This window comes from Brevundimonas sp. (assembly GCF_035627475.1).
Classification (GTDB): Bacteria; Pseudomonadota; Alphaproteobacteria; order Caulobacterales; family Caulobacteraceae; genus Brevundimonas.
Genome location: NZ_DASPLR010000045.1, coordinates 14,244 through 33,670, shown reverse-complemented (window position 1 = coordinate 33,670; position 19,427 = coordinate 14,244). Strand labels below are relative to the sequence as shown.

Here is a 19,427-nt window from a genome sequence, read left to right as displayed (position 1 = left end):
CCACTTCGGAGACGATCCCCATGAAGCCGCTTCTGCTCGCCGCCGCCGTCCTTTTCCTCGCGCCGGCCGCCGCCCACGCCCAGGTGGCCGCCGGCACGGTGCCCAACACCTTCGACGGCCCCGCGCGGCCCCAGGCCGCCACGCCCGCGCCAGCCGCGACGCCGACGCCCGCCGCGACGGTATCGAACACGCCGGCCAACGCGGGCTCCGAGGATACGGTGCGGGCGATCATCGCCGGGGCCCAGGCCGGGACGATCGACTATTCGCAGATGACCGACGATCTGGCCGGCAAGGTCCGGGAGCAGGAGGCAACCGTCATTCCGCTGATCCAGGGTTTCGGTCAGCTGGTCTCGGTCGATTTCGTCGGCAGCCAGAACGGCATCGACGTCTTCTCGGTCACCTTCGCCAACACCGCGACCCAGTGGCTGATCGGCCATAATGAGGCCGGTAAGGTGGCGGCCCTGTTGTTCCGCCCGGCGCAGGAGTAGTCGGCATCTTCAGTCGGACAGCCCCGGCTTGCCGCGGCCGCTCTTGATCGTCGACCGCCTGGTCTTGCCTTCGAGCCGGCGCTCCTTCGAGGCGCGGGTGGGGCGGGTCGGCACGCGATAGACCGGCGCGACCGAGGCCTTGTCCACCATGGCCTGCAGCCGCTCGACCGCGTCGGCGCGGTTGCGTTCCTGGGTGCGGAAGCGGACGGCGGTGATGACGATGACCCCGTCCAGGGTCAGGCGGCTGCCGGCCAGTTTCATCAACCGCGCCTTCACGGCCTCGGTCAGGGACGGAGATCTGCGCACGTCGAAGCGCATCTGCACCGCCGTGGCCACCTTGTTGACGTTCTGGCCGCCCGGCCCGCCGGCCCGGAAGAAGCGGAACTCCAGTTCGTTTTCGGGAATGGCGGTCATCGGACCGCCCGCTTGGCCATGACCACCGCCCGGTCCAGCGACTGCAGGAAGGCCGAACGGTCCTTCGGCCCGAACGGCGGGGGGCCGCTGGTGGCGACGCCGATGGAGCGCAGGTGTTCGCCGACCATGCGCCCGGCCAGGGCCGAGCCGATCGAGTCCGGGGTGAAGGACTGGCCGTTCGCCTTCAGCGCCTGGGCCCCGGCCTTGAGGCAGCGGTCGGCCAGCGGGATGTCCGACGTGATGATGATGTCGCCGGGGCCCGCCCGTTCGGCGATCCAGTCGTCGGCGACGTCGGGCCCGGCGTCGACGAGGACGCGCTCGATCCACGCCTCCCGCGGCGTGTTGACGAAGGCGTTGGAGACCACGAACACCTGCAGGCCGTAGCGGCCGGCCACGCGATAGACCTCGTCCTTCACAGGGCAGGCGTCGGCGTCGATGAAGATGCGCGGCAGGGTCATGCGGCCTGACTGGCTGTTTGGGATTCGGTTGTCAAAGACCGGCGGGCGAACGGGCACGACGAAGCACCGCCTGCGGGCAGGCGGTGTGGGGAGGCGTGCGGAGCGCCGGGCCTGCGCCCGGAGATCGTTGTGAGAATACCGTTTCGACGCAGACTGACGCTCCGCGTGGAGATTTTCCGGCAGCTTGCGTCGGGTGGCGCTCTTAACGCCTTACCGCAGCGCCCCCGGCGGGCTGGCCATGTCGTTACCGGTCAGTGTCCGGAGCCGGCTTCCCCCTCATCCGGCCCTCCGGGCCGCCTTCTCCCCCGGAGGGGAGAAGGGCGTGGTTTCAGCGGATGTAGGCCGGCGGCATCGCCTCTTCGCCGCCGCGGGCGTAGCGGTCGCGAAGCAGGAACTGGCGGCTGGTCGGGGCCTGTTCGGCGCCGCCGATGAAGATGGTCTCGGCGATGCTGAGGGGCTCCAGCGGATCGCCCGACCAGACCACCACGTCGGCGGCGGCGCCGGGACGCAGCTCGCCGAACTGACCGGCCATGCCGAAGATCTTCGCCGGATTGACCGTGATCGCCTCGATCGCTGCGTCATACGGAAGACCGTGCGAGACCGCGTTGCCGGCGTTGTAGCGGGTCTCGCGGGCGCGATGGACCGAGCCCTCGTTGCCCTTGATGGCGATCAGCACCCCGGCGGCGTCGAGGACGGCGGCGTTCTGCATCCGGGTCGCCCGGGTCTCGAGGTTGCCGGGCAGGTTGGAGATCGGGTTGAGCAGGACCGGCACGCCGGCGGCGGCGATCTGGTCGGCCACCAGCCAGCCCTCTTCGGCCCCGTCGAGAATGATCCTCACCCCTTCCTCGCGGGCGAGACGCAGCACCTGCTGGATGTCGGCGGCGCGGCGCACGGTGACGATCAGGGGCATGGAGCCGTTGGCGACGGGGATCAGGGCCTCGAGATCGGCGCGCGACAGCGACAGGTCGCGCAGGCCGGCGCGGTCGTAGGCCGCCTTGTTGCGGGCGTAGAGGCGGACCTCGGCCAGGGTTTCCCTGAACTGGACGAACTCGGCTCCGCGCGCGCCGCCGGCGACGCCGGCGCCGGCCTCGCCGAACGGGGCGACCATGGCCACGCGCGGCTTGACGAGGATGTCTGTCCCCGCGGCCAGGTGGATGATGGCGGCCTGGCCGGCGAACAGGCTGGGCGACTGGAAGCCGCCGTCGCCGACGCCTGCGAAGTCGCTGTCGTCCTGGTGGTTGTGCCCGCCCGAGCCGCCCGGATGGCTGGGGACGACGATCGCGCGGGTGATGCCGCCGAGGCGCGCCACCGGCAGGGTGAAGGACCAGGGGTCGAGGCCGTAGCTGACGTCGAACGAGGCGCTGATGGTGTTGGCCCCGTTGGTCAGGTCGTCGGAGCCGCCGACCGAGGAGATCTCCGAGCCGCCGAGGCCGGAGTCGACGGCGACGAAGCCGGGAGCGACGACCTTGCCGCGGGCGTCGATGATGCGGGCGCCGGAGGGGGCGGCGCCGGTCCCGACCGAGACGACGCGGCCGTCCCGGATCACGACCGTGCCGTTTTCGATGACCGACGTGCCGGTCAGGACGCGGCCGCCGGTGATGGCGGTCAGCTCCTGGGCCAGGGCGGGGGCCGCGACGGCGGCCGCCGAGACGGCGGCGAGGATGAGGGTCCTGAGGCGCATCAGCGGGCTCCCTGCGTCACGTTGGCGGCGGAAACGCCGTAGCCGGGCTGGCCGAGCTCGAAGTCCGAGACCGGCTGGTAGGCGGGATTGAAGCGGTCGAAGGCCAGGCCGCCGTCGATGAAGACCTGGTCCGCGCGGGCGTAGACGCTGAACGGATTGGCGCTCCAGATGACCACGTCGGCGCGCTTGCCCGCTTCCAGCGAGCCGGTCTGGTCGGCGATGCCGAGCGAGCGGGCCGGGTTGAGGGTGATCCAGCTGATCGCCCGTTCTTCGGGGATGTTCATGCCGATGCGGCGTCCGGCGGCGAGGGCCGCGGCGGCTTCCTGGTTGAGACGCTGGGTCAGTTCGGCGTCGTCGGAGTGGATGACGGCGCAGCTGTTGGGCTGGGCGTCGACGAGGGCGGCGTTGGCCTCGACCGCGTCGAGCGCCTCCATCTTGAAGCCCCACCAGCCGGTCCACATGTCGGCGCAGATGCCCTCGCGGGCCAGCAGCGGCGCGACCTTGTAGGCCTCCACCGCGTGGTGGAAGGCGGTGATTTTATAGCCGAATTCCTTGGCGATATCGATCATCACCGCCATCTCGTCGGCGCGGTAGCAGTGGTTCTGGACCAGCACCGAGCCGTCGAGGACGCCGGCGAGGGTCTCCAGTTCGAGGTTGCGGGTCGGGGGCGAGCCCTCGCCGTCCTCGCGCCACTTGTCCCATTTGGCCTTGTATTCGCGGGCGGCGATGAAGGCGGCGCGATAGCCGGCGACATTGCCCATTCCGGTGGCCGGCGACGAGTTGCGTGAGCCATAGACGCGGCTGGGGTTCTCCCCGCAGGCCATCTTCAGGCCGTAGGGGGCGCCCGGCATCTTCATGCCCTGCATGGTCACCGAGGGGATGTTGCGGACGGTGACGCCGCGGCCGCCGAACAGGTTGGCCGAGCCGGGCAGGATCTGGAGGGTGGTGACGCCGCCGGCGCGGGCGGCGTTGAAGCCGGGATCCTGGGGCCACAGGCTGTGTTCGGCCCAGACCTCGGCGGTGTTGGGCTGGGTCGCCTCATTGCCGTCGCTCATGCCCTGGACGCCGGGCGAGGGATAGACGCCGAGGTGGCTGTGGGTGTCGATGACGCCGGGGGTGACGAAGCGGCCGCGGGCGTCGACGCTGCGGTGGCCGGCGGGGATCGGGGTCGAGGGTCCGCCGACGGCGGCGATGCGGCCGTCGGTGACGATGACCACGCCATTGTCGATGCGCTGGCCGGCGCCGGTGAAGACCGTGCCGCCGACGATGGCCATGTTGTCGCGCGGCAGCCCGCGATAGGTCGAGGGGAAGGGGTCGGGGTTGGCGGCGTAGTCGAGGCCGCGGGCCAGGGGTTCTCGGGCTTCGTCGGTGTCGGCGGCGGCTGCGGCGTCGCCGTTCGATCCGTTGCTTCCGCTGGTGGCGCAGGCGGTCAGGGCCACGCAGGCCAGGGCGGCGAGGCTGGCGCCCCGCAGGCGTTGAAGTCTCATCGAAACATCCCCCTGATGCGCCCAGGCTGAAGAATGGGGCGCCGGTCGGGACGGATTACAACGGCCTCGCGCATGCGGCGACAAGGCCGGAAACATTACAAGTCCGTAAGGCGGGTGCGGAGGTCGTCGTCGGACAGGCCTTCGACGGAGATCATCTTTGTGCGCGACTGGCCGCCGCGGTCGAGGGAGACGGCGGATTTCGGAACACGGAGGGATTTGGCGAGCAGCTTGATCAGGGCGGCGTTGGCCTCGCCCTCGACGGGGCGGGCGCGGACGCGGACCTTGAGAACGGGGCGGCCCTCGGCGTCGACGTCCCAGCCGTCGATGCGGTCGGCGGAGGCGCCGGGGGTGAGGCGGACGGGGAGATGGGCCATTGGGGGGTTGTCCACCGGAGCCGCGCCCTTGTCATCCCGGACGGCGTGAAAGCGCCGATCCGGGACGTAGGTCTATGCTCCCTCTTGCCTGCGCCGAGGCCCTGCGCTAACACTGCACCAAATGGTTCAGTATTCTTCTCCTCGCCTTAGCGACTCCTTCTCCGCCCTGTCGGACGTCACCCGGCGCGGCGTGCTGGAGCAGCTCGGACGGTCGGACGCCTCGATCACGGAGCTGGCCGAACGGTTCCACATGACCCTGACGGGGATGAAAAAGCACGTCGGGGTGCTGGAGCAGGCCGGGCTGGTCACGACGGAGAAGGTCGGGCGGGTGCGGACCTGCCGGCTGGGCCTGCGCCGGCTCGAGGAGGAGGCGGCATGGATCGAGAATTACCGCCGGCTCTGGGCGGCGCGCTTCGACGCGCTGGACGGGGTTATCGAAGACCTGAAACGCAAGGAGACGGGCCATGACTAACCCCACCACGATCGAACGGACGTCGGAACGAGAGCTGGTCGTCACGCGAATCTTCGACGCGCCGGCGCGGATCGTGTTCGAGGCGTGGACCAAACCGGAATTGATGAAGCGCTGGTGGGCGCCGAGGTCGCTCGGCGTGCCGCTGCGGTCGTGCGAGATGGATGTGCGCACCGGGGGCAGCTATCGCCTTGAATTCGGCCACGAGGGCGCCGAGTCGATGGCGTTCGTCGGCCGCTACCTCGAAGTGGTTCCGGCGTCGCGTCTTGTCTGGACGAACGAGGAGGGCGAGGACGGGGCCGTGACCACGGTGACCTTCGAGGACCGGGACGGGGTTACGCTGCTGACCGTCCACGAACTCTACCCCTCGAAGGAGGCCCTCGAGGCCGGCCACGGGGCGGAGGAAGGCATGCCCGAACAGTTCGAACAGCTGGACCAGCTGCTGGCCGCGATGGGCGCGGACGCCTGACGAAAAGGGGCGCGGCTCCCTCCGGCGCCGCGCCCCTTCGATACGTCTGTGGCCGGAGCCTACCCCAGCGCCTTCATCAGCTCCGGCACGGCCGTCTTGTAATCCGCGACCCAGCCGTAGTCGGCGACCTGGAAGATCGGGGCGTCCGCGTCCTTGTTGATGGCGACGATGATCTTCGAGTCCTTCATCCCGGCGAGGTGCTGGATGGCGCCCGAGATGCCGATGGCGATGTAGAGGGCCGGGGCGACGACCTTGCCGGTCTGGCCGACCTGGTAGTCATTGGGTGCGTAGCCGGCGTCGACCGCGGCGCGCGAGGCCCCGACCGCCGCGCCCAGCTTGTCGGCCAGCGGGTCCATGACGGCGTGGAACTCTTCCGCCGAGCCGAGGGCGCGGCCGCCGGAGACGACGATCTTCGCCGCGCCCAGTTCCGGGCGGTCGGACTTGACCATCTCCTCGGAGACGAAGGCGGACTTGCCGGCGTCGGCGCCGGTCACGGTCTCCACGGAGGCCGAGCCGCCCTCCCCGGCCGCGTCGAAGGCGGTCGGGCGGACGGTGATGACCTTCTTCGCGTCGGAGGTCTGGATCGTCTCCAGCGCGTTGCCGGCGTAGATCGGGCGCGTGAAGGTGTCGGGGCTGACCACCTCGACGATGTCGGAGATGGGGGCGACGTCCAGCTTCGCGGCGATGCGCGGCATGAAATTCTTGCCGTCGGTGGTGGCCGGCGAGAGGATGGCGTCATAGCCGCCGGCGAGGCCGACGACGGTGGCCTCGACGGCTTCGGCCAGCTGGTGGCCGAGGCCGGCGCTTTCGGCCAGCAGCACCTTGCGGACCCCGGCGATCTTCGCGGCGGCGTCGGCGGCGGCCTTCGAACCCTGGCCGATGACGAGGATATCGACGTCGCCGGACAGCTTCAGGGCGGCGGTGACGGTCTTGTGGGTGGTGTCGCGGACGGTGTTTCCGTCGCGGTCGGCGATGACGAGAACGGCCATTACAGCACCCCCGCGGTCTTGAGTTTGGCGACCAGATCGGCCGCGTCGGTCACCTTGATCCCGCCGGCGCGCTTGGGCGGCTCGGTCACCTTGAGGACTTTCAGGCGCGGCGCCGTGTCGACGCCGTAGTCGGCGACCGCCTTGACCGCGATCTCCTTCTTCTTGGCCTTCATGATGTTGGGCAGTGAGGCGTAGCGCGGGGTGTTGAGGCGCAGGTCGACAGTGACCACGGCCGGCAGGGTCGCGGCCACGGTCTGAAGGCCGCCGTCGACCTCGCGGGTGACGGTCGCCTTGCCGTCGGCGATGACGAGCTTGCCGGCGAAGGTGGCCTGGGGCCAGTCGAGCAGGGCGGCGAGCATCTGGCCGACGGCGTTGTTGTCGCCGTCGATCGACTGTTTGCCCATCAGGACGAGGTCGGGCTTCTCCTCGTCGACCACGGCCTTGAGCAGCCTGGCGACGGCGAGGGGCTCGAGGTCGGCGTCGGACTGGATCAGCAGGCCGCGGTCGGCGCCCATGGCCAGGGCGGTGCGGATGGTCTCCTGGGCCTGGGTCACGCCGATGGAGACGACGACGATCTCGCTCGCCGTGCCCGCCGCGTGATGCTCCTTGCCTTCCTTGAGTCGAACCGCTTCCTCGACGGCGATTTCGTCGAACGGGTTCATGCTCATCTTGACGTTGGCCAGATCGACGCCGGTCTGGTCCGCCTTGACGCGGGCCTTGACGTTATAGTCGATCACCCGTTTGACGGGGACGAGTACCTTCATTGCGCTGTCCATCAGATCGCCGGAATGTGCGGGCAGGGAATGGAACGCCTGTCCCGGCCTGTCAACGTAACGCCGCGTCAACGGGCCTGCGGCCCGATGTCCGGATCAGAAACGGAAACCGACGATGCACCGCCTGCTGACCATGAAGCGACTGAGCGTGCTGTTCCTGGCGACCTTCGCGGTGCTGGTCGGGGGGGTGTTCGCCTACCAGGCGCTGGTGGTCGCGCCGGGAGAGCGCTGCGAGCGCGGCGGCGGCTGGTGGGACGGGGAGAGCGAGATCTGCGCGCAGCCGATCTCGATCGCCGAGATCACCGGACGGGACCCCGGACAGAGCCGGGCCGAGGCCTCGGCCGCCAAGAACCGCGAACTGGTCGATATCGAGCACCGCCTCGCCGCCGCCCAGGCGGCGCGGGACGCCGACGTCCGGCGCGAGCGGGCCGCTCTCACGGGCCGCTGACCGGGCGGTTCAGCGGGTCGCGCCGGGGGCCCATTTGACGTCGTCGGCGCCATGGGCGTTGGCCCGCCGTGCGGCGACGAACAGGTGGTCCGAGAGCCGGTTCAGATAGCGCAGGGCGACGGGCGAGAGGGCGCAGCCGGCCTCGCGCGCCCGGATGGCGTCGCGCTCGGCCCGGCGGCAGACGGTGCGGGCCAGATGCAGGTGCGCCGACAGGGCCGATCCGCCGGGCAGGATGAAGCTGTCGAGGGGCTTCTGGCTCTCGTTCATCCAGTCGATCTCGGATTCAAGCCGCTCGACCTGGCTGTCGAGGATGCGCAGCGCCTCCCATCTGGGCGGGGGCTCGTGCGGAGTGGCGAGGTCGGCGCCGAGGTCGAACAGCTCGTTCTGGATGCGGCCCAGCATGGCGTCGATGCGGTCGTGCTGGCCCGCGTGCAGCCGGGCCAGGCCGACGACGGCGTTCAGCTCGTCGACCGCGCCATAGGCCTCGACGCGCGGGTCGGTCTTGGACACCGGCGCGCCGGAGGCCAGCCGCGTTTCGCCGCCGTCGCCGGTCTTCGTATAGATGCGGTTCAGCACCACCATCCGGTCAGCCCCCGTGCGTGGACTTCCACCACATGCCCGAGACCAGCAGGACGACGGCGAGGGCCTGCAGGGCTACGCGCAGCCGCATCAGCTTGTTGGAGCGCGAGCGCGCCTCCGGCCCGGTCTGGTAGAGGGAGCGGATGCCGAAGGCGAGGGTGATCGCCACCGCGGCGATGGCGATCAGGACGAGGATGTCGAAGACGGTCATGGCCGCACTCTAGGCGGGCGGCCGCGGCGAGGCCAGTAGCGGACCCCGGTACAGCATCGCGACATCGCAGCGCGCATAGCGGCTTCCGAACTCGGCCATGATGCCGGCGTCATGCTCGAAGCCGGCCTTCTCGTAGAGGTGGATGGCGGGTGCGCATTTGCGGTTGGTGAGCAGGTAGAGCCGGGTCGCGCCCATCTCGGCGGCGCGGCGGATCATGGCCTGGAGCAGGAACTCGCCGGCCTTGCGGCCGCGGGCGCTCTCCAGCACGCCCATCTTGGTCAGTTCGAACTGGCCCGGCCCGGTTTTCTGCAGCGCGCAGGCCCCGACCACGCCCAGATCGCCGGCGCGGACGAAGAGGATGTCGCCGCCCGGCTCGAGGATCCGGCGGCGCGGATTCTCCAGCACCTCGCGGTCGGTGGGCTCGAGCACGAACATGGTCTCGATCCAGCGGGCGTTGATGTCGTGGAAGGCGCCGGCGAGATCGTCCGAGAAGGGAAGGATTTCCACGCGATAGGTCCATGCCTTGGCCGGGCGGCCCGGCGGATGTCCCGGGCGAGCGCTCGGCCCGCCCGGCGACCGTCGTCAGTAGCGGTAGTGGTCCGGCTTGAACGGGCCGGTGACCGGGACGGAGATGTAGTCCGCCTGCTCCGGCTTCAGCGTGGTCAGCTTCGCGCCCAGCTTGTCGAGGTGCAGCATGGCGACCTTCTCGTCGAGATGCTTGGGCAGGACGTAGACCTGGTTCTGGTACTTGTCCTTGTTGGTCCACAGTTCGATCTGGGCCAGGGTCTGGTTGGTGAAGCTGGCGCTCATCACGAACGACGGGTGGCCCGTGGCGTTGCCGAGGTTCACCAGACGGCCTTCCGACAGCAGGATGATCTTCTTGCCGTCGGGGAATTCCACGTGGTGGACCTGCGGCTTGATCTCGTCCCACTTGAAATTCTTCAGCCCGGCGACCTGAATCTCCGAGTCGAAGTGGCCGATGTTGCAGACGATGGCGTTGTTCTTCATCGCCCGCATGTGATCGACGGTGATGACGTCCTTGTTGCCGGTGGCGGTGACGAAGATGTCGGCGTCGGCGGCCGCGTCCTCGAGGGTGACGACCTCATAGCCTTCCATGGCGGCCTGCAGGGCGCAGATCGGGTCGATCTCGGTGACCTTCACCCGGGCGCCGCCCTGGCGCAGCGAGGCGGCCGAGCCCTTGCCGACGTCGCCGTAGCCGCAGACCACCGCGACCTTGCCCGAGAGCATGACGTCGGTGCCGCGGCGGATGGCGTCGACGAGGCTCTCGCGGCAGCCGTAGAGGTTGTCGAACTTGGACTTGGTCACGCTGTCGTTGACGTTGATGGCGGGGAAGGGCAGCTCGCCGCGCTCGGCCATCTGGTACAGGCGGTGGACGCCGGTGGTCGTCTCTTCCGAGACGCCGCCGATGGCGTCGCGGATGGCCGAATAGAAGCCGGGCTTCTCCTTCAGATACCGCTTCATGACGGCGTAGAGGGCCTCCTCCTCCTCGTTCTGCGGATTGTTCAGGACCGACGGGTCCTTCTCGGCCTTGGGACCGAGCACGCACAGCAGGGTGGCGTCGCCGCCGTCGTCGAGGATCAGGTTCGGATAGCCGCCGTCCGCCCATTCGAAGATCTTGTGGGCGTAGTCCCAGTACTCGACCAGGGTCTCGCCCTTGACCGCGAAGACCGGGGTGCCGGCGGCGGCGATGGCGGCCGCGGCGTGATCCTGGGTCGAGAAGATGTTGCAGGAGGCCCAGCGCACTTCCGCCCCGAGGGCTTCCAGGGTCTGGATCAGCACCGCGGTCTGGATGGTCATGTGCAGGGAGCCGGCGATCCGCGCGCCCTTCAGCGGCTGGCTCGCGCCGAACTCGGACCGCAGCGCCATCAGGCCGGGCATTTCGGTTTCGGCGATGGCGATCTCCTTCTCGCCATAGGCGGCGAGCGAGATGTCGCGGACGATGTAGTCGGTCATGAAGGCGCTCCGGATCGCGTGGGCGGCGGCAGGTGGTCGCGCCCTATAACCGCCGGCCGCCGGCCCGGCAAGAAACATATAAAGATGTCCTTATATGAAATCCGCGGCAGCTTGGCCGGCGCCTCTCGCGGCCTGCACGGTTCCGTGCAAACGTCGCGCGGGGAGGAGCATGAATGACAGACTGGACCCGGCGCGTTCTGTCCGGCGCCGCCCTCGGACTCGTCGCCGCCGGCGCCGCCAGCCGGGCTGCGGCGCAGGCAGTCCCCACTCCGCCTGTTCCCGAGCCGGGCTTCGGTGCGGACAGACTCAATCGCGGCCGGCTGACGGTGCCGGTGCGGATCGACGGGCGCGGCCCCTTCACCTTCGCCGTGGACAGCGCCGCCAACGCCTCGGTGATCGCGTCCGACCTGGCCGGAGCCCTGTCGCTCCCGCCCGACGGCGAGATCGCCATGCACACCCTGATCGCGCGTGAGATCGTCGACACCGTCCGGGCCCGGCGGCTGCAGACCGGGGCGCTCGATGTCTCCGGCCCCCGCCTGGCCGTGGCTTCCCGGGCCGGGATGGACGGCCTGGACGGCCTGATCGGCACGGACCTGCTGGGCCATCTGAGACTGGATCTGGCGTTTCGCGGGCGGCGGCGGATACGGGTGTCGCGCTCCAGACGCACCGGTGACGGCTTCTTCGAGGCGCGGCGGGCCACCACCCGGCTGGTGCGGGCCGTCGAGCAGCGCTTCGGCGACCTGCTGATGATCGAGATCCAGGTCGGAGGGGCGACCGCCTCCGCCATCCTCGACACGGGCGCCCAGGTCAGCATTGCCAACCTGGCGCTGACCCGGGCATCGGGCGCACCCCGGATCACGCTCAGGGACGGCAGAACCAGCGAGCGCGTGCAGTCGCCGACGGGGCGGGCCGCGGAGGCGACGCCGGTCATGATCCCGAACCTTCGCTTCGGCGGCATCACCGTCGGACGGCTGCCCATCCTGACGGGCGACTTCCACACCTTCGAACTGTGGGGTGTGTCGGACCGGCCCGCCCTGCTCATGGGGGTGGACATCCTCGGCCTGTTCGAGCGCGTGGCCATCGATCTGAAGCGCGGCGAGGTCGTATTCGAGGTCTGACTTGCGCCGGCCGCCCGCCTGACGCAGGGAAGGCGCCATGACCCTCGACCTTTCTATCCCCCGCCACGACTGGACCCTCGACGAGGTCGAGGCCCTGTTCGCCCGCCCGTTCATGGAGCTGGTGTTCGAGGCCGCGTCGGTGCACCGGCGCTGGTTCGACCCGTCCGAGGTGCAGAAGAGCCAGCTGCTGTCGATCAAGACCGGCGGCTGCGCCGAGAACTGCGGCTACTGCTCGCAATCGGCCAGTTTCGACACCGGGCTGAAGGCCGAAAAGCTGATGGACGCGCAGGCGGTGCTGGCCGAGGCCATGGCCGCCAAGGCGGGCGGGGCCAGCCGCTTCTGCATGGGGGCGGCCTGGCGCGAGCTGAAGGACCGCGACACGCCGAAACTCGCGGCCATGATCTCCGGGGTCAAGGCGCTGGGGCTGGAGACCTGCGCCACCCTGGGCATGCTGACGGCGGATCAGGCGCGGCAGCTGAAGGCGGCGGGGCTGGATTACTACAACCACAACCTCGACACCGGCCCTGAGTACTACGCCGAGGTGGTGACGACGCGGACCTATCAGGACCGGCTGGATACGCTGGCCCATGTGCGCGAGGCGGGGATGAGCACCTGCTGCGGCGGCATAGTCGGCATGGGCGAGGCGCGGCGCGACCGGGCGGGCCTGCTGCACGCCCTGGCCACCCTGCCGGAGCATCCGGACAGCCTGCCGGTCAATGCGCTGGTGCCGGTCACGGGCACGCCGCTGGGCGAGCGGGTGAAGCGGGAGGGCGAGATCGATCCGATCGAATTCGTGCGCACCGTGGCCGTGGCGCGGCTGGTCTGTCCGAAGGCGATGGTGCGGCTGTCGGCCGGGCGCGAGACGATGAGCGCGGAGATGCAGGCGCTGTGCTTCCTGGCCGGGGCCAATTCGATCTTCGTCGGCGGCAGGCTGCTGACCACGCCGAACCCGGAGCAGGACGAGGATGCACGGCTGTTCGCCCTGCTGGACCTGAAGCCGATGGAGCCGGGCGTGGTCGGGGCGGCGGCGTAACCGCGCCTTAAAGGCTGTCTGCCAGGGTACGCGCATGGATCGTCGCGCCCTAATCGGACTCAAGGAAACCGCCCGCAAGGCCAGCGGCGGGGGCGGCGCGCCGCAACCCAGCTATCTGCGCCTGCCGACCATCACCGCCAATGTGATGCGCTCGGGCGGACGGCGCGGCGTGATGACGGTGGAGACCGGGCTGGACACCCCCGACGCGGCCCTTCGGACGCGGGTGGCCCAGTCGGCGCCGCGCCTGAGGGCGGCCTATGCGGCGGTGGTGCAGGCGGCGGCGAACAGCCTGCTGCCGGGCGCGCCGCCGGATGTGGAGCGGCTGGTCGTCCAGCTGCAGGCGGCCACGGACCGGACCGTCGGCCGGCGGGGCGCGCGCCTGCTGATCGGGACGGTGATGGTGGTCTAGGGGCCGCCCGTCGGCAAGGAGCCCGAGACTTCGATAAAATGTCGGAAAGCCGTCACAGGAACGAGTTCCCGGCCCGGTAGTTCAGAGCGCCCGAAGCGAGGGACCGATGGACTGCTACTACTGCATCGTCAGCACGAACCGGGAGCCGGTCGCCGATCTGTGCGTGCTGGACGCGGCGGACGACGGGATGGCGCTCGCCCGGGCGCGGGCCATGGCTGAACAGGTCGCCGGATGGGAGCGGGCCAGCGTCCATGCCGGCGAGCGGCTGGTCGGTCTGATCTGGCGCGCGGCGGAGACGATCGAGCTGCCGCTGGCGGCCTGACGGTCAGTCCCTGGTCGGATCGACCTGGCCTGCGTCGCCGTAGGTGAGGGCGAGGAAGACGTCTTCCAGATCGGGATCCTCGGTCGAGATGTCGGCGATGGTCACGCCGGCGGCGCGGACGGCGGCGAGGACCTGCTCCACCGACGACTGGCCCTTCCTGTAGCTGACCGCGAAGGCGCCGTTGGGGCGGGGGGTGACCTCGAAGCCCGGCAGGGTCGGGGGGGCGGCGAGCTCGCCGTCGGGGCTGACCACGACGTGGCGGGTGTCGAGGCGGCGCAGCAGCTGGGGGGTCGGCTCGCAGGCGATGACCTGGCCGCGGTTCATGATGGCGATGGTGTCGCAGAGCTCCTGGGCCTCCTCGAGATAGTGGGTGGTCAGCAGGATGGTGACGCCCTCGGCGTTGATGCGGCGGACATAGTCCCAGAGCTGGCGGCGCAGTTCGACATCGACCCCGGCGGTGGGCTCGTCGAGGATCAGGATGGGCGGGTTGTGAACCAGGGCCTTGGCCACCATCAGCCGCCGCTTCATGCCGCCGGACAGGGCGCGGACATAGGCATGGGCCTTGTCGGTCAGGCCCAGTGCGGCGAGCAGTTCGTCGGAGCGGCGCTCACTGGCCGGCACGCCGTAGAAGCCCGCCTGGACCTCCAGCGCCTCGCGGGGGGTGAAGAAGACGTCGGCGACGATCTCCTGCGGCACCACGCCGAGGGCGGCGCGGGCGTCGCGGGGCTGTCTGTCGATGTCGCGGCCCCAGATGGCGGCCGTGCCGCCGGTCTTGTTGACGATGCCGGCGAGGATGTTGATCAGGGTCGACTTGCCCGCCCCGTTGGGGCCGAGCAGGCCGAACATCGAACCGCGCGGGATGACCAGGTCGACGCCGCGCAGGGCCGTCTTGGGCGGCGCCTTCTTCGAGCCGGCGTAGGTCTTTTCCAGCCCGCGGACCTCGATGGCGTTGGCGGGGAGCGGATCGGGTGCGGACATGGGCGGCTTTCAGGCGGGCGGTCCGCCTAGGTAGGCGCGGCGCCCGTCGCGGCCAAGCCCCGCAGTGATGACAAGCATGCGCGCCATAGTGTCAATGATGCTTGACAAGTTGAGCGCCAGTGTCCAGTTTCCTTGTCATTCTGAACAGTCTGCTTGACGGAGACATGCAATGAGCCGCACGCGTTTGATCGGCTGGACCGCCTTCGGCTTCTGCCTGCTGGGCTATGGCGCCTCGGCGGCCGTCGCCGTGTTCTACAAGCTGGGCCATCTCAATGTGCGCGAGGCGCTGATGTACGGCGGGCCGCTGGCGGTGGTCGGCGAGGTCGGGCTGTGGGTCGCGGCGGGGTCGCTCGGCTGGACCATCTTCAAGCGGCGCAAGGCGCTGTTCGACCGGATGTTCGGGCGAAAAGCCCGCGAGGTTTGACGCCCGGCGCCGGTCCGCCTAGGGAAACGCCGACGCGTCCTCCCATCCGACAGGTCGAACATGCCGCCCCGCCATCCCGATGCGATCATCCCGCCGCCGGAAGAAATCGTGGTCTCGACCAAGCGCGTGGCCTGCGACGGCGGCGGCGGGGCCCTGGGCCATCCGCTGGTCTATATGGACATGGGCGAGGACGATTTCGTCGAGTGCGGCTACTGCGACCGGCGCTTCGTGCTGTCGTCGCGGCCCAAGCCCGAGAGCGAATACTTCAGCCCCGCCGCCCGGCCGCCCGAGGCGCACTGAGGCGAAAGGCTGACCGGACGCCATGGCCTCCGCAGAGACCCCCGCCGAAATCTTCAAGCGCGCGCTGGCCCATGCCGCGCGGGCGCTGGCGGAGCAGTCGGAGCTGGAGGTGGTGTTCGGTTCGGACGGGCCGAGGCTGGCCGACGGCGTCCTGACCCTGCCGCATCCGCCGCGCGATCCGGGCGCGTCCGAGAGCGCCACCCTGCGAGGCCAGGCCGACCGGCTGGCGCTGCGGCTGGCCAATCACGACGAGGCGCTGCATGCGCGGCTGCGGCCGGCCGACTCCAGGGCGGCCGACGTGTTCGAAGCCGTCGAACAGGCGCGGGTCGAGGCGGTCGGATCGCAATCGCTGGCGGGCGTGCGGGCCAATCTGGACGCCGCGCTCCTGACCCGGCTGGAGAAGACCGGCGCGCTGAGGGTCACCGAGGCGGAGCGGGTGCCGGCGGCCGAGGCGGTGGCCCTGCTGGTGCGCGAACGGTTGACGGGGCAGCGGGCGCCGGACGGGGCGGGGACGTTGCTCGATCTGGTGCGGGGCGATCTGGAGAACCGGGCCGGGTCGAAGATCGACGCCCTGGCCGAGGTCGCCGGCGACCAGGACGCCTTCGCGGTGCGGCTCAAGGACGTGCTGCGGGCGCTGGACCTCGATCCCGGCGACGGGCGCGGCGACGACGCCTCGGACGACCAGGGCGATCAGGAGCCGGATCCGCAGGAGCCGGACGCATCCGAGGACCAGGACGAGGAGGACGACGCCGGCGGCGGCGAGGGCCAGTCGATGGACGGCTCGAGCGACGACCAGACCTCGGGCGAGGAACGCGACGCCCGTCCCGACGGCGCCCCCGCCGACCCCGACGGCGACGCCTCGGACGAGGGGCCGGAGATCAACGAAGGGGCGCTGCCGAACCGGCAGGAGGTCGGCGACGACGGGCGGGCGATCGACGCCTACCGGGTGTTCACCACCGCCTACGACGAGATCATCGACGCCGCCGAGCTGTGCGATCCGAACGAGCTTGAGCGGCTGAGGTCGCTGCTGGACCAGCAGCTGACGGCGCTGTCGTCGGTGGTGGCGCGGCTGGCCAACAAGCTGCAGCGCCGGCTGATGGCGCAGCAGAACCGCAGCTGGGCCTTCGATCTGGAAGAGGGGGTGCTGGACACCGCCCGCCTGACCCGGATCATCACCGACCCGACCAGTCCCCTGAGCTTCAAGGCCGAGAGCGAGAGCCCGTTCCGGGACACGGTGGTGACCCTGCTGCTGGACAATTCCGGCTCTATGCGCGGCCGGCCGATCATGGTGGCGGCGGTGTGCGCCGACATCCTGGCGCGGACGCTGGAGCGCTGCGGGGTCAAGGTCGAGATCCTCGGCTTCACCACCCGGGCGTGGAAAGGCGGCCAGTCGCGCGAGGCCTGGATCAGCGCCGGCAAGCCGGCCAACCCGGGGCGGCTGAACGACCTCAGGCATATCATCTACAAGTCGGCGGATTCCCCTTGGCGGCGGTCCAGGAAGAACCTCGGCCTGATGATGCGCGAGGGGCTGCTGAAGGAGAACATCGACGGCGAGGCCCTGAACTGGGCGCATGACCGGCTGCTGGCGCGGCCCGAGGCGCGGCAGATCCTGATGGTCATCTCGGACGGTTCGCCGGTCGACGACTCGACCCAGTCGGCCAACGCCGCCCTCTATCTGGACAAGCACCTGCGGCAGGTGATCGCCGAGATCGAGACCCGCTCGCCGGTCGAACTGATCGCCATCGGCATCGGCCACGACGTGACGCGCTGGTACCGCCGGGCGGTGACCATCGTCGACGTCGAGCAGCTGGGCGGCGTGATGATCGAGAAGCTGGCGGAACTGTTCGAGAGCGAGCCGAAGGCGGCGCCGACGCGGCGCCGGAGGGCGGCTTGAGGCGGCTGGCGCCGTTCGCCGCCTGCGTCCTTCTCCTATCTGCCTGCGCCGGCGCGGCGGTTATCGCGCCGGCCGCGCCCTACGCCTCCCATGGATGGACGCCGCTGGCGGTGGAGACGCGGCGGGTGGGGCTCGGAATTCCGGGCGGGGTCCGGCTGTCGCCGGGCGTCCGCTTCGCCGGGGGGCTGGAGATTCTGGCTCCGCCCGGCGACCGGCTGCATGGGCTGTCCGACCTCAAGCTGCTGGACGGCGAGGTCCTGATGGTGAGCGACGCCGGCGACCTGTTCCGGGCGCGGCTCCAGTTCGACGCCCGGGGGCGGCCGTCCGGCCTGTCGGACCTCCGTGTGCGGGCGCTGACGGCGGAGGACGGCCGGGCGTTCTCCGCCAAGCCGGACGGCGACGCCGAGGCCCTGGCGATCACCGCGGACGACGGCCTGATCGTCGGTTTCGAGCAGCGGCCGCGGCTGTGGTCCTATGGATCGCCCGATGACATCCGGGAACGGCCGCGCGCCTTTGCGACGCCGCCCGTACCCGGCGGCAACGAGGGAATAGAGGCCCTGGCGGCGGAACCGGACGGCTGGCGCGTCGCGGGCGAGTCGGGCGGCGTCTGGGACTGCCGCCCCCGGGCCTGCGTCGCGGTGGGGGAACCGCCGGCCACGCCGATTCCGGTGTCCGGATGGCGCATCACCGGCATGGACGGAGACCCGGCGCGCGCGGCTTGGTTCGTGGTCCAGCGGCGCTTCCGCGCTCCGGTGGACATGCGGGCGCGTTTGCGCCGGATGGCGGAGGACGGAACCTTCGGCCCGGTGCTGGTGGAGCTGAGCCTGCCCTCGACCGTCGACAATTTCGAGGGGATCGCGGCGGTTCGCCACGGCGATGGCGTCCGCCTCTACATCCTGTCGGACGACAACAGCCACGCCCGGCAGCGGACGCTTCTGCTGGCCTTCGATGTCGGGGCCGGGGCTCAGGTGGTTCGGAAATCCTCTCCCGGGGGAGAGGCGGCATCCAGGCCTAGACGCGTTCGCTGATCTTGATCGCCGCGCGGCAGCCGGCCTTGATCACGGCGCTGAGCAGGCCGTAGCCGGGCGCTTCGCGGCTGCCGTGGGAGACGGCGTGGTCGTGGTGGGCCAGTTCCTCGTCGCGGAATTTCGACAGCTCGGCGGCGAGGTCCGGGTCGCGATCCACGAGTTCGGAGATCTGGTCGGCGTAGTGTTCCTCGATGACGCTCTCGACCGCCTCGGTGCAGGCGTGGGCGGCCTTCTCGCCCAGCAGGGCCGTGCCGGCTCCGAGGCCGAGGGCGGCCAGCCGCCAGACCGGGGTCATCAGGGTCGGGCGCACCCGCTCGGCGTTGAGCAGGGCGTCGAAGCGGGCGAGGTGGACGGCTTCCTGGGCCTGCATCTCGCCCATGTCGGCGGCGATGGCCGCCTTGCCGGCGCGACCTTCGAAGACGGCGCGCTGGGCGCGGTAGATGTGGACGGCCGCGTATTCCCCGGCGTGATCGACCCGCAGGATTTCGGCGCGGCGGCGGCGGCTGGCCCCGCGGCCCGGGTGGGCCAGGCGGACCGGGCGGGACGGCGTTTCAGCGATCGTTTCAGGGGCGGGGGGCACGGGCATCCTTGGGCCTCTTGGCGGCGAACAGGCTGAACACGGCAAGCGCGGCCGAGATCAGCACGTTCCATCCGGCCATCGATAGACCCCAGTCGGCCGGGAAGCGCCACGTCACCGCGTCGCAGTAGACCGGCGGAGCGGCGGGGGCCGTGCCCATGGCGAGGGCGGCCAGGCTTTCGAGACTGACGTCGCCGCCACCCGCGCAGGCGGCCGGAAGCGTCCACCAGTCGTTCTCGCCGCCCATGTGGAAGACGGCGGTGATCGCGCCGGTGGTGAAGACCACGGCCAGCAGGAAGGCGGCGATGCGGGGCGTGCCCCGGCTGCCCCGGCTGACCAGGTGCCAGAGGGTGGCGGTCAGGGCGATGGTCACGGCCCCCCAGTAGACCTCGCGCTGCTTGAGGCAGAGGTTGCAGGGCGCGAGGCCGGCGAAGCGCTCGAACGCATGCGCCGCGCCCAGCAGCGCCAGCGAGGCGGCGAGGGCGAAGGCGGTCCACCACCGGGTCAGGAGTCGATAAAGGCCTCTCATC

26 protein-coding genes are annotated in these 19,427 nt (G+C 70.4%); 12 read left to right on the top strand and 14 right to left on the bottom strand.

All coding sequences use genetic code 11. The features are described 5' to 3' along the window. Positions 1–20: 20 nt before the first annotated feature. Positions 21–488, top strand: coding sequence for a hypothetical protein (locus tag VEA62_RS11745; protein WP_324821838.1), 468 nt, complete (start codon positions 21–23; stop codon positions 486–488). A 9-nt stretch (positions 489–497) separates the two neighbouring features. On the opposite strand, the gene arfB is transcribed toward VEA62_RS11745, so the two are convergent. The 5 genes from arfB to VEA62_RS11720 all read right to left on the bottom strand — a co-directional run bounded on the left by arfB (position 498) and on the right by VEA62_RS11720 (position 4,902). Continuing rightward, positions 498–902: an alternative ribosome rescue aminoacyl-tRNA hydrolase ArfB gene (gene arfB, locus VEA62_RS11740; RefSeq protein WP_324821836.1), complete on the bottom strand. Its 405-nt coding sequence runs from the start codon at positions 900–902 to the stop codon at positions 498–500. Next, positions 899–1,360 (bottom strand): YaiI/YqxD family protein, encoded by a 462-nt coding sequence (locus tag VEA62_RS11735; protein WP_324821834.1) that lies wholly within the window; start codon positions 1,358–1,360, stop codon positions 899–901. Before VEA62_RS11735 ends, arfB begins: the two co-directional genes overlap by 4 nt. Positions 1,361–1,688: 328 nt before the next feature. Next, positions 1,689–3,041: an amidohydrolase family protein gene (locus VEA62_RS11730; RefSeq protein WP_324821832.1), complete on the bottom strand. Its 1,353-nt coding sequence runs from the start codon at positions 3,039–3,041 to the stop codon at positions 1,689–1,691. After that, positions 3,041–4,528 carry an amidohydrolase gene (locus tag VEA62_RS11725; protein ID WP_324821830.1) on the bottom strand — a complete coding sequence of 496 codons (1,488 nt, stop codon included), beginning with the start codon at positions 4,526–4,528 and terminating at the stop codon, positions 3,041–3,043. Before VEA62_RS11725 ends, VEA62_RS11730 begins: the two co-directional genes overlap by 1 nt. 95 nt (positions 4,529–4,623) lie before the next feature. Beyond that, positions 4,624–4,902 carry a DUF167 domain-containing protein gene (locus tag VEA62_RS11720; protein WP_324821828.1) on the bottom strand — a complete coding sequence of 93 codons (279 nt, stop codon included), beginning with the start codon at positions 4,900–4,902 and terminating at the stop codon, positions 4,624–4,626. Between the two features lie 121 nt (positions 4,903–5,023). On the opposite strand from VEA62_RS11720, the gene VEA62_RS11715 reads away from it, so the two are divergent. Beyond that, complete coding sequence (locus VEA62_RS11715) at positions 5,024–5,374, top strand: metalloregulator ArsR/SmtB family transcription factor (protein WP_324821826.1); 351 nt, start codon at positions 5,024–5,026, stop codon at positions 5,372–5,374. Beyond that, positions 5,367–5,840 carry an SRPBCC family protein gene (locus VEA62_RS11710; RefSeq protein ID WP_324821824.1) on the top strand — a complete coding sequence of 158 codons (474 nt, stop codon included), beginning with the start codon at positions 5,367–5,369 and terminating at the stop codon, positions 5,838–5,840. Before VEA62_RS11715 ends, VEA62_RS11710 begins: the two co-directional genes overlap by 8 nt. Positions 5,841–5,899: 59 nt before the next feature. Here VEA62_RS11710 and VEA62_RS11705 read toward each other — a convergent pair whose 3' ends face one another. Next, positions 5,900–6,829 (bottom strand): electron transfer flavoprotein subunit alpha/FixB family protein, encoded by a 930-nt coding sequence (locus tag VEA62_RS11705; RefSeq protein WP_324821822.1) that lies wholly within the window; start codon positions 6,827–6,829, stop codon positions 5,900–5,902. Further along, entirely contained in the window at positions 6,829–7,593 is a 765-nt protein-coding gene (locus VEA62_RS11700; protein WP_324821820.1) for an electron transfer flavoprotein subunit beta/FixA family protein, read from the bottom strand. The genes VEA62_RS11705 and VEA62_RS11700 overlap by 1 nt, the downstream gene beginning before the upstream one ends. A 124-nt stretch (positions 7,594–7,717) precedes the next feature. On the opposite strand from VEA62_RS11700, the gene VEA62_RS11695 reads away from it, so the two are divergent. Then, entirely contained in the window at positions 7,718–8,050 is a 333-nt protein-coding gene (locus tag VEA62_RS11695) for a hypothetical protein (protein WP_324821819.1), read from the top strand. 9 nt (positions 8,051–8,059) lie between these two features. Here VEA62_RS11695 and VEA62_RS11690 read toward each other — a convergent pair whose 3' ends face one another. The 4 genes from VEA62_RS11690 to ahcY all read right to left on the bottom strand — a co-directional run bounded on the left by VEA62_RS11690 (position 8,060) and on the right by ahcY (position 10,814). After that, entirely contained in the window at positions 8,060–8,632 is a 573-nt protein-coding gene (locus VEA62_RS11690; RefSeq protein ID WP_324821817.1) for a cob(I)yrinic acid a,c-diamide adenosyltransferase, read from the bottom strand. 4 nt (positions 8,633–8,636) lie between these two features. Continuing rightward, positions 8,637–8,840: a twin transmembrane helix small protein gene (locus tag VEA62_RS11685; RefSeq protein WP_324821815.1), complete on the bottom strand. Its 204-nt coding sequence runs from the start codon at positions 8,838–8,840 to the stop codon at positions 8,637–8,639. Positions 8,841–8,849: 9 nt separating this feature from the next. After that, positions 8,850–9,347, bottom strand: a complete 498-nt coding sequence (locus VEA62_RS11680; protein WP_324821813.1) for a GNAT family N-acetyltransferase — start codon at positions 9,345–9,347, stop codon at positions 8,850–8,852. Between the two features lie 75 nt (positions 9,348–9,422). After that, positions 9,423–10,814: an adenosylhomocysteinase gene (gene ahcY, locus VEA62_RS11675; RefSeq protein ID WP_324821811.1), complete on the bottom strand. Its 1,392-nt coding sequence runs from the start codon at positions 10,812–10,814 to the stop codon at positions 9,423–9,425. A 173-nt stretch (positions 10,815–10,987) separates the two neighbouring features. On the opposite strand from ahcY, the gene VEA62_RS11670 reads away from it, so the two are divergent. The 4 genes from VEA62_RS11670 (at position 10,988) to VEA62_RS11655 (ending at position 13,696) form a co-directional block, all read left to right on the top strand. After that, entirely contained in the window at positions 10,988–11,932 is a 945-nt protein-coding gene (locus VEA62_RS11670) for a pepsin/retropepsin-like aspartic protease family protein (protein WP_324821809.1), read from the top strand. 37 nt (positions 11,933–11,969) lie between these two features. Beyond that, entirely contained in the window at positions 11,970–12,965 is a 996-nt protein-coding gene (bioB, locus tag VEA62_RS11665) for a biotin synthase BioB (protein ID WP_324821807.1), read from the top strand. A 34-nt stretch (positions 12,966–12,999) separates the two neighbouring features. Next, positions 13,000–13,374 (top strand): Tat pathway signal protein, encoded by a 375-nt coding sequence (locus VEA62_RS11660; RefSeq protein WP_324821805.1) that lies wholly within the window; start codon positions 13,000–13,002, stop codon positions 13,372–13,374. Between the two features lie 106 nt (positions 13,375–13,480). Then, a complete protein-coding gene (locus VEA62_RS11655) occupies positions 13,481–13,696 on the top strand; it encodes a hypothetical protein (protein ID WP_324821803.1) in 216 nt (71 codons plus the stop codon). Positions 13,697–13,699: 3 nt separating this feature from the next. On the opposite strand, the gene VEA62_RS11650 is transcribed toward VEA62_RS11655, so the two are convergent. After that, positions 13,700–14,674 (bottom strand): ABC transporter ATP-binding protein, encoded by a 975-nt coding sequence (locus VEA62_RS11650; protein WP_324821801.1) that lies wholly within the window; start codon positions 14,672–14,674, stop codon positions 13,700–13,702. 169 nt (positions 14,675–14,843) lie between these two features. Here VEA62_RS11650 and VEA62_RS11645 point away from each other — a divergent pair, with 169 nt between their 5' ends. Genes VEA62_RS11645 through VEA62_RS11630 form a run of 4 tightly spaced genes read left to right on the top strand, consistent with a single transcriptional unit; the run spans position 14,844 to position 18,320 of the window. Beyond that, positions 14,844–15,098, top strand: coding sequence for a hypothetical protein (locus tag VEA62_RS11645; RefSeq protein ID WP_324821799.1), 255 nt, complete (start codon positions 14,844–14,846; stop codon positions 15,096–15,098). 60 nt (positions 15,099–15,158) lie between these two features. After that, positions 15,159–15,398, top strand: a complete 240-nt coding sequence (locus tag VEA62_RS11640; RefSeq protein ID WP_324821797.1) for a zinc-finger domain-containing protein — start codon at positions 15,159–15,161, stop codon at positions 15,396–15,398. Positions 15,399–15,420: 22 nt separating this feature from the next. Next, on the top strand, positions 15,421–17,292 hold the full coding sequence (gene cobT / locus VEA62_RS11635) for a cobaltochelatase subunit CobT (RefSeq protein WP_324821795.1): 1,872 nt from the start codon (positions 15,421–15,423) through the stop codon (positions 17,290–17,292). Further along, positions 17,289–18,320, top strand: coding sequence for an esterase-like activity of phytase family protein (locus VEA62_RS11630; protein ID WP_324821793.1), 1,032 nt, complete (start codon positions 17,289–17,291; stop codon positions 18,318–18,320). Before cobT ends, VEA62_RS11630 begins: the two co-directional genes overlap by 4 nt. Here the strand turns inward: VEA62_RS11630 and VEA62_RS11625 are convergent. Next, positions 18,304–18,906, bottom strand: a complete 603-nt coding sequence (locus VEA62_RS11625; RefSeq protein WP_324821791.1) for a demethoxyubiquinone hydroxylase family protein — start codon at positions 18,904–18,906, stop codon at positions 18,304–18,306. The two genes, VEA62_RS11630 and VEA62_RS11625, sit on opposite strands and share 17 nt — an antisense overlap. After that, the gene (locus VEA62_RS11620) at positions 18,884–19,426 is read right to left on the bottom strand and encodes a disulfide bond formation protein B (RefSeq protein ID WP_324821790.1); all 543 of its coding nucleotides are present in this window, start codon (positions 19,424–19,426) and stop codon (positions 18,884–18,886) included. The genes VEA62_RS11625 and VEA62_RS11620 overlap by 23 nt, the downstream gene beginning before the upstream one ends. Position 19,427 lies beyond the last annotated feature (1 nt).